The 13,590-nt window shown below is 41.6% G+C and carries 14 protein-coding genes; 6 read left to right on the top strand and 8 right to left on the bottom strand.

Annotated elements, in window-relative coordinates; genetic code table 11:
• Window positions 1-134 precede the first annotated feature (134 nt).
• From M3197_RS07730 to M3197_RS07720, 3 genes are all read left to right on the top strand, one after another.
• Window positions 135-980 (top strand): pyridoxamine kinase, encoded by an 846-nt coding sequence (locus tag M3197_RS07730; protein WP_251660397.1) that lies wholly within the window; start codon window positions 135-137, stop codon window positions 978-980.
• 178 nt (window positions 981-1,158) lie between these two features.
• Window positions 1,159-2,187, top strand: a complete 1,029-nt coding sequence (locus tag M3197_RS07725; protein ID WP_251660395.1) for a DUF2268 domain-containing putative Zn-dependent protease — start codon at window positions 1,159-1,161, stop codon at window positions 2,185-2,187.
• A 57-nt stretch (window positions 2,188-2,244) separates the two neighbouring features.
• Window positions 2,245-2,724, top strand: coding sequence for a DUF2628 domain-containing protein (locus tag M3197_RS07720; RefSeq protein ID WP_251660393.1), 480 nt, complete (start codon window positions 2,245-2,247; stop codon window positions 2,722-2,724).
• Between the two features lie 704 nt (window positions 2,725-3,428).
• On the opposite strand, the gene M3197_RS07715 is transcribed toward M3197_RS07720, so the two are convergent.
• The 8 genes from M3197_RS07715 to M3197_RS07680 all read right to left on the bottom strand — a co-directional run bounded on the left by M3197_RS07715 (window position 3,429) and on the right by M3197_RS07680 (window position 11,233).
• Complete coding sequence (locus tag M3197_RS07715; RefSeq protein WP_251661015.1) at window positions 3,429-4,082, bottom strand: 2OG-Fe(II) oxygenase; 654 nt, start codon at window positions 4,080-4,082, stop codon at window positions 3,429-3,431.
• Between the two features lie 613 nt (window positions 4,083-4,695).
• The gene (locus M3197_RS07710; RefSeq protein ID WP_251660391.1) at window positions 4,696-5,241 is read right to left on the bottom strand and encodes a nitroreductase family protein; all 546 of its coding nucleotides are present in this window, start codon (window positions 5,239-5,241) and stop codon (window positions 4,696-4,698) included.
• 25 nt (window positions 5,242-5,266) lie between these two features.
• Window positions 5,267-6,046, bottom strand: coding sequence for an ABC transporter ATP-binding protein (locus M3197_RS07705; RefSeq protein ID WP_251660389.1), 780 nt, complete (start codon window positions 6,044-6,046; stop codon window positions 5,267-5,269).
• 85 nt (window positions 6,047-6,131) lie between these two features.
• Window positions 6,132-7,112, bottom strand: coding sequence for an ABC transporter substrate-binding protein (locus tag M3197_RS07700; protein ID WP_251660386.1), 981 nt, complete (start codon window positions 7,110-7,112; stop codon window positions 6,132-6,134).
• 32 nt (window positions 7,113-7,144) lie between these two features.
• Window positions 7,145-8,170, bottom strand: coding sequence for a FecCD family ABC transporter permease (locus tag M3197_RS07695; RefSeq protein ID WP_251660385.1), 1,026 nt, complete (start codon window positions 8,168-8,170; stop codon window positions 7,145-7,147).
• On the bottom strand, window positions 8,170-9,153 hold the full coding sequence (locus tag M3197_RS07690) for a FecCD family ABC transporter permease (RefSeq protein ID WP_251661013.1): 984 nt from the start codon (window positions 9,151-9,153) through the stop codon (window positions 8,170-8,172). The genes M3197_RS07695 and M3197_RS07690 overlap by 1 nt, the downstream gene beginning before the upstream one ends.
• Before the next feature lie 28 nt (window positions 9,154-9,181).
• Entirely contained in the window at window positions 9,182-9,403 is a 222-nt protein-coding gene (locus M3197_RS07685; RefSeq protein ID WP_251660382.1) for a hypothetical protein, read from the bottom strand.
• A 312-nt stretch (window positions 9,404-9,715) separates the two neighbouring features.
• Window positions 9,716-11,233 (bottom strand): AraC family transcriptional regulator, encoded by a 1,518-nt coding sequence (locus M3197_RS07680; RefSeq protein ID WP_251660380.1) that lies wholly within the window; start codon window positions 11,231-11,233, stop codon window positions 9,716-9,718.
• A 721-nt stretch (window positions 11,234-11,954) separates the two neighbouring features.
• Here M3197_RS07680 and M3197_RS07675 point away from each other — a divergent pair.
• From M3197_RS07675 to M3197_RS07665, 3 genes are all read left to right on the top strand, one after another.
• Complete coding sequence (locus M3197_RS07675; RefSeq protein WP_285851243.1) at window positions 11,955-12,461, top strand: antirestriction protein ArdA; 507 nt, start codon at window positions 11,955-11,957, stop codon at window positions 12,459-12,461.
• Between the two features lie 94 nt (window positions 12,462-12,555).
• Window positions 12,556-13,110 (top strand): DUF4352 domain-containing protein, encoded by a 555-nt coding sequence (locus M3197_RS07670; protein ID WP_251660375.1) that lies wholly within the window; start codon window positions 12,556-12,558, stop codon window positions 13,108-13,110.
• 244 nt (window positions 13,111-13,354) lie between these two features.
• Window positions 13,355-13,492, top strand: a complete 138-nt coding sequence (locus tag M3197_RS07665; protein ID WP_251660373.1) for a hypothetical protein — start codon at window positions 13,355-13,357, stop codon at window positions 13,490-13,492.
• The last annotated feature ends 98 nt before the right edge of the window (window positions 13,493-13,590 follow it).

Below are 13,590 nucleotides of genomic sequence, written 5' to 3'. Positions count from 1 at the left end.
AAAGTGCCAGTTTTATTAAATTGTTAGGGGTCAGTTTTATGAGGAAGAAATTGAGGTTTTCTGTATTTTTGCTTTCCCTTTCTTATGGTAGGATGGAAGCAATACAAGTATCGAAGAGTTAGGTGGGAGTTCTATTGAAAAAAGTTGCGGTCATCCAGGATCTATCTTCCTTTGGCAAGTGCTCGCTCACGGCGGCTATCCCCGTGTTATCTGTTATGGGGATTCAGGCCGTCCCCCTGCCCACTGCCATTTTGACGTCGCAGACGGAATATCCTAGTTACCATAGTGAAGATTTAACGGGGAAGATGCCCCGTTTCATCGAGGAGTGGCATAAATTGGGCGTTGCTTTTGATGGCATCCATACAGGGTTTGTGACAGGAAGAGAGCAGATCGATCATATCTTTTCGTTTTTACATACGTTTTACAAGGAAGACACAACACTGCTAGTAGATCCAGTCATGGGCGACAGAGGACAGTTGTATGATGTGTTTACGGATGAGTTGATCGGCTCTATGAAAGAACTGGTGAAGTGTGCAGATGTCATTACCCCGAACGTGACAGAATGCTGTTTGCTGACAGGTCTGTCGCATGACAAACTGCAGACATATAGGACGAATGTAGAATATCTCGCTGCCGTCGAGGAAGCAGGCCGGCAGCTGCAGGCAGACTCAGGTGCTAAAGTCATCATTACCGGGTTAAATCCGCCGGCGCTAGAAGGAAAAAGGCTTGTCGGTAATATGTATATGGATGGCTCCAATTCGTATCAAAGTCTTCAAACGTATAACGGCAAGAGTTATTCCGGGACGGGGGATCTGTTTGCTTCCGTCATGATGGGCGGCCTGATGTGTGGCCAGAATCCAGTAGAGACCATGGAGCTCGCAGAGAAGTTTCTATCTGCCGCCATCCAGTCGACCTCAGAAGAGTGTATTCCAACAGTTGCGGGTGTGAACTTTGAATCCTTTCTGGGGATGCTGCTCTAACTTTTCCTAATTTAAGGGTGCCTGTGTGACAAGCAATCATGAATGTTTAAACAAACATGAACGTTTGGAGCGCTGGCACCTTGCATGATGACTACTTTTGACCTTAATAGGGATTCATCCCGTAATTGTAGGGTCACTTAAGTGACAACCCAACTATATTTTCATCTGGAGGATAGCAATGAGAATAATTGTCTTACTATTTTGTGCTTTGGCAACACTTACACTTTTTGGTTGCAGCGAGATTGAGGAAAAAACTAAACATCCTAACGCAGAAGAAAAAGAAGTAGCTGAACAAGAGGAACTACATACAGACACTGAAAAAACCACATCTTCCTTAAAAGTACCCGATGGAGAGACCTTTTTGTACAACGGCCAAGTATTTCAGATCATTTATTTCTATAAGCCCTTCCTAGACTACATCGAGCAAGCGGAAGCGCAACCGGATCACTTGGATGATTTGTTCTTGGAAACCGTGGTTGATCCGATGGCGGGCGGTAATGGGCAAGCGCTGCTGAAGCAATACTATTTGAGCACACCTATGCGCCCAGCTCTGTTAGAGGAGTATCTTCAGTCCCTTTCAGACAATCAGGAGATTATCCACACACTGATTGTGGATGCCCTGAAAGAATCTGCAGACCGTCTGCAGCCGGGTGTGTCGAAATACGTCTATGTCCTGCCCGCCAATCCGGACGATGCATTCACGATGAAAAAAATGGATGGAGTGACTGGTGTTGCGTTTGATGAAAATACGGTTCTGCTTCAAATTGCTCCTCCGTTTTTGACTGATGCCCCATTAAAACATACCGTTGCCCACGAGTATCATCACTCCGTTTTGAAAGAAAAGTCAGAGGTGTCTACAGGGAATACTCTATTGGATTTTGTTCTGATCGAAGGGAAAGCGGATACATTCGCGCGCATCCTCTATCCGAATGTTCGAACGGGATATAGTGATTTTTCCACTGACACCGACGAAAAGGATACGTGGACCGTCTTGAAAGATCAGAAGGCATCCACTGATCCTGTACTGCAACAGCTCTTCTTCCATGGAGATGGTTCCAAAGGACTGCCGAGATGGGCGAACTATAAGATTGGTAACAAAATCATGGATCGCTTTATCCAAGAAAATCCGGATGTCTCCATTGTCGAGTGGACGAATATGCCGTCGGAGGAGATCCTCGAGAAGAGTGAGTATGGTGACATGCAGTAAGGTTAAAGCGTCTGAATGTATAACGACACCTTACACGACACGAAAAGGAAGTGACCTATGACCATACAACAAACCAACCTCCAGCCTGACCTCGATGCAGACGCCATCCGCCTGCTAATCGGACCGAATGACAATTATTACATCTTTCACTGGAATGAGACTAAGAAACATTCTTTCAACTGGGGTGCGTTCTTGTTCATCTTCCTTTGGATGGGCTATCGCAAGATGTACGGGCTAGTGGCGGGAATATTAGCTGTGTTCCTGCTGATCGATGTCTTGGCTGTGCCACTCGGGTTCGATGCGGATTTGATCGTGAACGTTTTAATAATTGCAATGGGCGTCTTCCTTGGATTCTTCGGGACAGGGCTGTATCGGCGATTTGTGATTCGGAAACTGCGGAAGCTGAAAGCCCGGACGGCATCTGATGAGTTGTTGGCAGCTGCGGATCAGCGACGTGCCGGTTGGATCGGTGTTGTTGTGGTCTGGGTTGTGTTGCTGGTGTATACGGGTTTGTCGAATCTAATCGGCCGTCTCTAGTAGAATCAAGAGACATGTAGCTTACGTAGACAGCTGTCCATCTGCTGTTTCAATTGTTACTTCCTTCTGGCAGAAAAAGAAATACCTATTGCCCCGTTAACCAGGTTGGAAATGATGTAGAAAAAGAGGGACCCATTAGGAGATTAGGGATGGTATAAACTGTAAGAACAACAACAAGAACTGACGCTTGGTTCAAGTGAGTCTCGTCTTGATCGCAGTTGGTTGAGGGATCAGTGCGTAATTGAAATGGTAGTTCAATGAGGTGTCGGAGCTTAATGAGAAAGGGTATAATTTTACGATCCTAATCTTTGGCCACTATGCCGCCGTGTCGTTGCAAAAGCGGTGGGCAAACGAGAGGAAGACATTCCGGTGAGGTCGATCAATTATTGCATAGGCTAGGTAAAAATCGTCATCGCGATTGCGCCTCATGGCATTCGTGCTCAGCATGTTCTCGACAATCCCCCTGCAGAAGAACGTTCTGGAGACGAAAAAAACTCTTCGGATTGGATTGATTCTGGAACTTATGCAGCGTTGGATGTGGTAATGCCCGAACTTTTTCCATAATAATAAATGCTATTCACTAAAATAAGCATCCTTGCCCATTGTTGGCAGAGGATGCTCATTTGATATTATATGTTTATACTATTTAGACAATTAAGAAAGTTATTCTCGCAGGCATGGGGTTCCGTATCTTCTCCTATTAGTTATCGTATCCGCTGTTTTCGCATCCATTGGGTTGCGACCCATTTCTCACCGATTTCCACTGGAGCTCCGCCGTGCAGAGTCATGTCGTTCAGGTCAGGGTCGTTATAGAAATACTCAAAGTAGACGGCCATCCCTTTTTTGGGGGTTACGGACAGTTTCAGGTGGGGGAAGAACGTTTCACCGCCCTGTTCGACGTCATTCAAATACATGACGAGTGTGCTGATCCGGTTGTTCGTGACATTGCTTGTCGATGAAAAATAATCATGATGTGCTTTGTATTGCTGGCCGGGGGCGTAGCGCAGGATTTGTAAACCTTCGCCGTGCTCGATCGGGATGTTCATGACGGCTTCGATTCGCTTTTCGATCCGCGTAATAATCAGATTGTCGGTTTCGTCGATGAACATGCTGCTGCTTGTCCTGATGTCGTTTTCTTCCCGTGTCGTGCCGATTTTGGATCGCTTCATCTTAGCGTTTGACAGCTGGATCAGTTCATCGCATTCTTCGTCACTCAACATGTTTCCAAGGACGACGACGAGGGGTTCCTCGACTTTGGCGATGATTTCAATGTCCCGGTCCACTGTGATTTTTTTCCCTATATGATTGAATATTGTTTGCTCTTTTGTTTCCGCTATCAACTTCGAACACCTCTTCATTTGTTTGAATTTCAAAAACAAATACAGTCTTTCACAATGAGTGTACAGCCAATATCGGACTTCTTTTGAGTTTCACACTTCCTCTTTGGATATAAATTCAATATATTTTAGCATGCCGGAAATGCTTTCGACAATTGCGAATGTAGTTAAAAAGGTAGTTATATATTCCTGTTTTTAGCATTCGATTTTTATAAAGTAAGCTTATTCATCTTGAGATCGTTGAAGTCCTGGTGAGTCTGAATTTAAAATGTTAAGGTGAAAGAAAAGATTTATATGAAGGCTATGTAATTGGCTTTATTGAATGATTCTCCATCGACTACCTGAGTGAAAACAATCAAACTTTATTTCAATGTTGTATTAACACGTGAGCTGTGTAATGAAAACTAGAGCGGGTAATACCTCCTCCTACTATGTGAAGAGCTAAATAGAACAAGTTTTTACCTAAAATAAAACACGTCAAACCCTTATAAGTAGGGACTTGACGTGTTTTTACCTTCTTACGACAATACATTAGAAATTAACATACTTCTATCTACTAATGGTCCATTTTGGAATAGGAATACTAGAGGTAACATACGAATACTCAATAGTCGTCCTAATAAGTCTCAACTTATCAAAGAGTACGAACGACGGTGAGCTTGTCCTGTATAGGAGTCCTTGGTCTGGCTTCAGGAATGGTATCGGGATATCCGATTTGCAGTAACCCAATTAGCTTTTCGTTCGAGTTTAGCCCGATGTTCGTCCTGAATTCGGGTCTAAAAGTATAAGGATCTGTTAACCATTTTACACCGATACCACGTTCCCATGCTGCAAGTTGAAGGTTTTGGACGAAGGTACCAGCTGCGAGCATATCTTCTTCCAACTGACGCTGACGTTCATCCTCTTTAATGATGACGGCCAAGTAAGCGGGTACTTGCATCAGTTTCACAGGGTCCTTTGGCTTTCTGGCGCTTTCTGCAATTTTACTGATCAGAAATTGCTTACCTTCTCCTACAAACAATATGAACCTCCAAGGCTCGCGGAGTCCATGGTTAGGAGCCCAGCTTGCTGTATTTAATAATTCAAGCAATAATTCTTCCTCAATCGGATCGGTCTTGAATTGCTTTATTGTTCTTCTTTCTTGAATCGCTTTAGCTACTGGAAATGTACTATTTTGCATAATAACTCTCTCCTCCATATTTATACTAATAAGCTAGTGCGTAAGGCAAACAAAGGGGGAGACCACTGCGAGGATCTACGATAATGTCACTTTTAATGCCAAACACGGATTGTAGCACTTCTGGTGTCATTACTTCCGCAGGACTGCCACTATTAATGACACTTCCATCTTTGATGGCCACGATATGGTGTGCAAAACGGCTTGCGTGATTGAGATCGTGAACGACCATAACAATGGTCCTCTGTTCCTCTTCGTTTAGCTTTTTTAGCAAATGTAGTATTTCTATTTGATGGGCCATATCTAGAAAGGTAGTTGGCTCATCTAAGAAAAGTACTGGAGTTTGTTGCGCAAGTGCCATAGCGATCCAAGCCCTTTGTCGTTGGCCACCGGAAAGCATGTCCACTGGACGGTTAGCAAACTCCATCATATTGGTTATTTCTATTGCCCATGTGATCTTTTCCTTATCCTCAGATGTTAATGACCCGAAACCAGACTGATGTGGAAATCGACCATAAGATACAAGCTCGGTTACTGTTAGGCCGTCAGGTGCAGTCGGATTTTGAGGTAACACTGCTAGCTGTTTTGCTACATCTTTCGTTTTCTGTCCATGAATGGATTTACCATCGAGGTATACAGCGCCCTTTTTTGGTTTATGCAGGCGTGCCATCGTTTTTAATATCGTGGATTTTCCGGAACCATTGGCACCGACTAACGCCGTGATTTTTTTCTCAGGGATATGCAATTGCAGTTCTTCCACAATGATGCGTTCTTCATAGCCAATTGTTAGTGCTTCTGTTTGAATCATTTTACATCTCCATTCCATGTGCGGGAGGGGCAAAATTATTCCTCTATATCTGACCGCACAGAGCTATTGAAATACCTCTAAATCGTTACTTCCCAAGATTTTCTTTAATCGCTTCCATTCCTGCAACTTGCCCTAAGAAAAAGGTATCTCCGACAAGTGTATCGACTGAGTATACTTGGTCGTTTTTAACTGCTTTTAAGTTTTTCCATACTGGATTATCCGTCCAGATATTAATAAGCGCTTCTGGATCATCTGGGTTCATTTGTCTGCGGTTTTCTGCAATAAAGATATGGTCTGGAGAAAACTCACTCAGTGCCTCAATACCGATTCGACCGCCAATCTTTCCTTCCAGCGGTAATCCTTCTACAGGTTTCAGACCAACTTCCTCATAGTAAATTGGAAAATTGTTCGGATGAATAACGGTGAAATCTTTACCATTAGATACAAGGAACAAAACGGTCTCATCCTTATGGTCGGCTGCTACAGTAGTCGCTTCTTCTTTAAGCTTATTGAATGAAGCGATGACTTCCTCGGCTTTATCCTCTTTGCCAACAATCTTTGCAAATTTTCTAAGCCTAGTAGGAGCATCTACGGTAAAATCAATGACAACACTGTCGGCCATCTTATTAAATTCATCGAATTTATCCATTTTATTGGAGCTTGTGTTACTCATAACGATCAGGTCAGGCTCGAGCTCGAGCAACGTTTCAAGATTTGTCTTACCTCCGAGATCGGTCACATCTTTACCTTCAGCATATTTGTTGAAGATAGGGGACTTGTCTTTTGTGCCAAAGCCCTCTGACACAATCGGTGCAATATCAAGTGCAAGTAAGTAGTCTGTTGCCATAATATCGACGCTCGCAATTCTCTTAGGCGGCTCATTCAGTGTGAGTTCACCCATCTCGTGCTCGATAGTACGTGGGAATCCAGATTGTTCTGAGCTCTTCTCGGAATCCGCTTTATTATTTGTATTTGAATTAGAGTTATTTGTTTCATCGGTTCCGCATGCTGTAAGAGCAAGTGAAGCTGAAAGTAGCAACGTTATGATGGTTTTGTGCTTAGTCATAGTATTATCTCTCCAATTTCTTTAAATTTGGTTTAACCTTTAGTTCTCATGAGTAGGTAGATAAAGTACGGACCTCCGAGTAATGAGATTACTACACCTGCAGGAATTTCTGTATATTCCATAAAACTTCGCCCGATTGTATCGCCTGTCAGAACAAGTAACCCACCAACAAATGCAGTAATAGGCAACATAAATTGGTGTTGTGGACCTACCAATCTTCGCGCAATATGAGGACCTAGCAGGCCTACAAACCCAATGCCGCCGCCGATTGCTACACTGGCAGCTGCTAGACCGACAGCTGAGGCGAGTAACACAAGACGTTCTCTATGGATTGAAACGCCTAAGCTTCCTGTAATTTGTTCATGCATGCTAAGCATGTTGAGTATTTTGGACTTCCAGTAAACGAAGGGAAGCAAGATAACAATCCAAGGTAGCAGTGCAAGAACAAATTTCCAGTTAGAACCCCATAAAGATCCCATTTGCCATGTTACTACGAACTCCAAGTTCCGTGGGTTCAGCTGAAGCGTCAAAATGATGCTAACTGCACTTAACCCTGCACCAACCGCTATCCCCGTAAGAAGTAACCGTGTAGGTGAAATACCGTGCCCTTTTTTATAAGACAAAATATAAATCAGGATAGCGGTTAAACCCGCTCCGACAAGTGCAAGAAATGGCATAAAGAAGGGGGATGCCATGTTGTTACTAGGATAGAAAGATACAAACAACAGCACAGCCAACCCAGCCCCAGAGCTTATGCCGAGGATGCCAGGGTCTGACAATCCATTACGGGAAATTCCTTGGAGCACGGCCCCTGATACTGCTAGCCCCATCCCCATTAAAACTGCGATAATCATACGGGGTAAGCGAAGGTCAAATAAAACTATGTTTTGTTTTTTAGAACCATTCCCCATCAAAGTTTGCAGTACTTCCATCGGAGGGATGCTGTATCGCCCAACATTTAAGCTAATGAAGAAGCCGACGATGAGTAAAGTGAACATGATAATTACAAGCTTGATACTACGTTTTTGGCGGAGTGGATTGAACAATTCTGTGCTCATTACAGCTCCCTCCTTTCCTTACGGGCTAGGTACAGGAAGAATGGAACCCCAATTACTGCGATAACTGCACCTAGTGGCGTTTCATAAGGAGCAGCGATCATCTTCGCTACAACATCAGCAAAGATGACTAGTACAGCTCCCACCACTGCTGAGCAGGGAATAATCCAACGATAGTCCACGCCAACTAGAAATCTGACAATATGAGGTACCATTAATCCGATAAATGCAACGCCACCTACAGTGGAAACAGAGGCTCCTGCAAGAACCATAATGACAACTGTTCCAAGTCCTTTTACCAACTTCGTTCGCTGTCCGAGTCCAGATGCTATGTCTTCGCCTAGACTAAGAACGGTAATGGAACGAGACAGAAGCATCGCTACAATTAGTCCACCTATAATCCATGGCATCATTACAGACACTTGAAACCATTCAGCTGTCGATATTCCACCGGCTGACCAAAATGCTAAATCGTAATTGATCTGAAATAGTAATGAAACAGCCTGGCTGATACCCGTGGTTAGAGAGCCGACTACGACCCCAGCAAGTACCAACTTAAGCGGTGACATACCGCCTTTTGACATGAAAGCAATTCCATATACGAGTAAAGCACCAAGACCTGCCCCGATAAATGAAAAAAGAATGATGAATTCAAAAGGCAAAGCAGGAAGGAAAGCAAAAACAAGAACAAGTGCCAGTCCAGCGCCAGCGTTAATGCCAAGTAGACCAGTATCAGCAATGGGATTGCGAGTCATTCCTTGAATAATTGCTCCGGAAACTGCGAATGCGGCTCCCACTAATGCACCAGCCAATGCGCGCGGCAAGCGTAGTTCTCGGATAATCGTATGTTGTTCATTGCTTACATCGTAATTAGTCAAAGCTTGCCAAATCGTTTCGTAAGATATGTTGGCTACACCCGTTAAAATCGAGAAACTGATACCAAATAAGGTCAATAACAGTCCGAGTACGATAATGATCGTTGCCATCCATGGGCGTGTTCGGATAGGTGGTTTATCAAGTTTGTTCGATGGATTTAACAAAGTAGGTACACGCTCCCACAATATCCGCTGGGTGGATTGCAATTTTTTTTAGCTGTGCAAGTGTTGGAGTTGAGATGACCTGAACCAACTGGGCATAACCGATATGTAATAGTTGGAAAAACTTTTTTCTGGGCATGACGCCATATATTATTAGAATTTTTAGGCGATAAAAGTGCTGTTTCATAACCCATGTCATTACATTTCCTTTTTCTCTCTCCAAAGATTAAGAGAAATGGCATCAACTTAATACGTCCCAGAGAAGATCTCATGGTTGTTAGTTTAAGAGGTTTGCATATAAGTTTCTCTGAAAGTGTGAGTGGTTTAAACTGTCTGATCACGTTGCGTTCTAGACTAGTTTCGTCTATTGGGATAGATGATGCGGTCATGTCTTTTCTCCTTTTATTAATCATTGATAATGATAACTATTATCAATTAAGATTCTACGAAATAAACTTTTAAATAGAAATAGCAAATCCTGATTATTTAGATGTACAATCCTCTAACCCCCTTATTCTGATGAGAAATAAAAAAGGGCTTCTTCAATAGACCTCTCATGACCTACCGCAGAATAATGTAACCATGGACATAATCTAGCATGATGGACTTGACCTGAGATCTGCGCAGGAGTTTCTTGTTCAATGGAATCGTCACCCAGGAGTAATATGTGATCTGCGTTGAACTCGTTTAGTTCTGTCAGATTTTCGATATCAGAAAAAGCGAATCTGTCTGTACCGATTGGCGCATTCAGCTGTAAATCCCCGTATAGAAAGCGTCCGATTTTACGTCGATTAGCCCCACATACACGAATTTTTTCGTCGTGTACTAATGCTACCAACACGGTTTGATCACCAAGTTGGCGATGAATGCGTTCTCGAACAGCTACTATTTTTTGTTCGTAGTAACTCAACCAATATTCCGCGATTTCTTCTACTTGAAGGATGGTTGCTAGTTCACGTAAATGTTCGCGCCAAGTAAAAGGCTTGTATGTTAGTAGATGAGTAGGTGCAATCTTAGCTAGTTGGTCATATATGGGCTTTGCATTGTCGATACCAAAAATTAGTTCTGGTTTTTCTCTGCTCAGCCATTGAAATTCCATGCCAGATGTATCGTGATCTCTATAGACCTCCTTCTGATCATCTCTGTTCCAGAAGGGAATCAGCATATCTCTCGGGACCCCAAGTGCTAAAAGGTTGTCATAAAGTGGTGGGTTTAAAACAGCTATTTTTCTTTGAAGTAATTGGCGATAACGATTAGGAGGGATGCCAACAACCTTTTTAAATATACGGCTAAAATAGTACACGTCAGGATAGCCAACAGCATTCGCAATTTCACGAATTGAGGCGTCTCCTGCGACTAGTAGTTGTCGTGCTTTTTCTATTCTATTTCTAGTTACGTATTGCAACGGACTAAGTGAAGTAGATTCTTTGAAAAGTTTAAAAAAGATGGTTGGAGTTACACCAGAGTGACGAGCCATGTCTTCAACCTGGAAATCGTCGTTATAATGTAGATCCATATGTTTAATAATGTTCTGGAGTTCTTTCTCAATATTAGATTCTTCTACAAATTCACCGGCTCTAATGGCCTCCCAAAGTTCCAACCAGGCGATATGAAGGGGAATAGTGAAGTCTAAGCTCTTCTTCCATAACTGATGGAAGTGATCAAACCTTTGTCGTATGAATGGAATCGGTTGAACACGCATCTTGCCACTAACAGGAGGGGGAGCGTCCTCAATTTTCCAGTTGCCTTTCAATCTAGAAACACTAGCGGAAGAAAAGCGTATGTAGTAAGCAGAAATAGGTTCCGTAATAGGTGTAACTGAATAAGATTCGGATCCTGAAGGATGTACAAACATGTCTCCATTCTTTAGAATTCCATTAAATAGCGTGGATTTAATGTTGACTCTACCTTCCAGGATGTAGATCAAATAATGATTCTTAGAATTTGGTTGTTTCCATTGCTCTGTTATCTCAATAAGTCGCATTTCCTCTAAAGCAGGAATACATGCTAAATCGTGAATTTTTTTCATGGACGAAATCTACTCCTTTAGAACGGATGGAATTGATAATGAAAATCATTATCAATTCCACCTATTGTAATACACTGAATTTTTATGTGCAACCGAGTATGGTAGTTAACTAGAGAATACAGTGAAGGTTTATAGAATGACTTCAGATTAAAAGAGGTAGCTATGCTTATGTAGGAAATTTAGCAGAGTTGAATTTAATTAGGAGAATAAGAGAGAAGAAATCCTTACAAAAATCCAAGACATGACCACCTTCAGTGATAGAGATTGAATGACTGGCTGTCACTATGTATTAAATTCACTTTATTGACAGATGAATTGACTAAAGCATTTAAGTTAAGAACTTGAATCGTTGTTGAATAAAAATCAAAAAAACTTACCAGATCGTGAACGGTATAGGCTTCATTTTTTATGTACATTTATACTTCAGGTATTGAAATTTCATTCGGTGGAACTACAGTAAGTGCTTACACCATAATTTTACCGACCACCGACTATTAAATAAAAATAACAAAACTAAAATACAATCTTTGAAAAAATTAAGTCAAATGAATTACCAAATATTACACCTATGTATAAAAATGTTGAAATGGTATATTAATTACGTTGTTTACAATTTGTTCACATTTTGATTACACATTGTTTCAATATCATTTCATTCTACTAGTTTTGTTACATACGCGGACTTCAAATCCCCCCAAAAAGAAAGGGTGTTAAAAAACATATGCTGAATCTGTACACGGTAAATCTTGCAGAGAATAAGGCAGGTAATTTAGTGGGAGAATGGATTTCGCTTCCAACAGAAAAAGAAACGATTGATGCTCACCTGAATGCAGTACTGGGGATTAATAAGGGGATACTCATTCATGAGTATGAAAGTTCCTTTCCTATTGAGGTTGGTGAATACGATGACATCTATGAGTTGAATCGTATCATGCAGTATCTTGAAGGGGTTGCAGAAACAGAAAGACAAATTATTGCCCTGATAGCCAAAACAAAAAGACTGGAATTGGAACAGGTCATACAAGTACATAAAGATGGCAAGTATATGGCTTTCAATTGTCATAGTTTGAATGAACTTGGACACTACCTTAATGACGAAGGTTTTCTCTCCTATGAAATTCCTAAAGAAGTTGTGGAATTCGTTGATATGGAAAAACTCGCAGCCAATTGGTTAAGTACAGGTGAACACATAGACTTATCTGACATTGGTTATTACATCACATATTGAACCTTCTACAATAAAACACAACCGCAGAACAGAGAACTTATAGCATGACTAATAAACAACCAAATGCAAAAGTAAAAAAACCAATCTATAAAAAATGGTGGGTTTTGGTTCTAGCAATAATCGTATTGCAGTTTCAACTGGTAGGGAAGACGAAGCAACGACTGCAGATACAACTCCCCTAAAAGAACAACCCGCTAAAGCCGAAACACCAAAAAAAGCAAAGCCTGAAAAGAAAGAAGCTAAGGTTACTGGTGTTGGCGAAGTGGTTAAAGTAGGCAAGGTTGAGTTCACAGTGAATAGCACATCCACAGCAAAGAACGTGGGTGGGGAATACGGACAAAATGCACAAGGTACGTACTTACTTGTTAATGTAACTGTTAAAAATACAGGAAATGAATCGATAACAGCGGATACTTCGTTCTTCCAAATCAAAGCTGGAGATAAAACATATGATGCGGATAGTACTGCATCCATCTATGCAAATGAAGCAACTGATTTCTTCCGTCAGCAAGTGAACCCTGATTTATCAGCAACTGGCGTTGTCGTCTTTGATGTATCAGACGAATTAATTGCAAATCCTGAACTAATGCTTCAGGTGCAAACTGGATTCTTTGGTACAGAAACGGGACTCATTAAGATTGGTCAGTAACAAAATATATTGTTAGATAGATGGTGGTTTGTTAGGTCTAACCTTTCAAATCACCATTTTTTTATGTAATAATTTTTGTATTGATATTCGATAACCTACATCTTCCTATTTCACGATTTGTCGGATGCGGAAATACTAATTAAAACCACAGTTGAAAAGATTACGTGATCATACTTATGTCATTCTTTTGGAAACGCACAAAAGTGCACTGCATACTAACAATCGGAATCCTCAATAATATGAAATGAAACCCGTAATTCGAATTTCGGAAGACGAAAGTTACATTAAATTATGGACCGATTTAGAAGTCAGGAAGCTCTACGCTGACACCATGGACGTTGCTCGAATGCCTTATAATCGATATTTGAAAGAAGCCCATTAATCATTAGACTTTGAAGAACTCTATTAAGAATTAATAGGCGTTGGACTATTACATAAGAAAAAGCGTTAGATTAGATTTTTTGGTTAATTACAGCACGC

The organism is Sporosarcina aquimarina, from assembly GCF_023715615.1.
GTDB classification, from domain to species: Bacteria; Bacillota; Bacilli; order Bacillales_A; family Planococcaceae; genus Sporosarcina; species Sporosarcina aquimarina_A.
This window is presented reverse-complemented; position numbering and strand designations above follow the sequence as displayed.

Coding starts and splice junctions, on each gene's coding strand:
- M3197_RS07675 (WP_285851243.1), top strand. CDS start 11,955: ATGCTGAATCTGTACACGGTAAATCTTGCAGAGAATAAGGCAGGTAAT.
- M3197_RS07685 (WP_251660382.1), bottom strand. CDS start 9,403: ATGACATGGGTTATGAAACAGCACTTTTATCGCCTAAAAATTCTAATA.
- M3197_RS07700 (WP_251660386.1), bottom strand. CDS start 7,112: ATGACTAAGCACAAAACCATCATAACGTTGCTACTTTCAGCTTCACTT.
- M3197_RS07665 (WP_251660373.1), top strand. CDS start 13,355: ATGAAACCCGTAATTCGAATTTCGGAAGACGAAAGTTACATTAAATTA.
- M3197_RS07715 (WP_251661015.1), bottom strand. CDS start 4,082: ATGAAGAGGTGTTCGAAGTTGATAGCGGAAACAAAAGAGCAAACAATA.
- M3197_RS07680 (WP_251660380.1), bottom strand. CDS start 11,233: ATGAAAAAAATTCACGATTTAGCATGTATTCCTGCTTTAGAGGAAATG.
- M3197_RS07705 (WP_251660389.1), bottom strand. CDS start 6,046: ATGATTCAAACAGAAGCACTAACAATTGGCTATGAAGAACGCATCATT.
- M3197_RS07720 (WP_251660393.1), top strand. CDS start 2,245: ATGACCATACAACAAACCAACCTCCAGCCTGACCTCGATGCAGACGCC.
- M3197_RS07725 (WP_251660395.1), top strand. CDS start 1,159: ATGAGAATAATTGTCTTACTATTTTGTGCTTTGGCAACACTTACACTT.
- M3197_RS07690 (WP_251661013.1), bottom strand. CDS start 9,153: ATGGCAACGATCATTATCGTACTCGGACTGTTATTGACCTTATTTGGT.
- M3197_RS07670 (WP_251660375.1), top strand. CDS start 12,556: ATGGTGGGTTTTGGTTCTAGCAATAATCGTATTGCAGTTTCAACTGGT.
- M3197_RS07710 (WP_251660391.1), bottom strand. CDS start 5,241: ATGCAAAATAGTACATTTCCAGTAGCTAAAGCGATTCAAGAAAGAAGA.
- M3197_RS07695 (WP_251660385.1), bottom strand. CDS start 8,170: ATGAGCACAGAATTGTTCAATCCACTCCGCCAAAAACGTAGTATCAAG.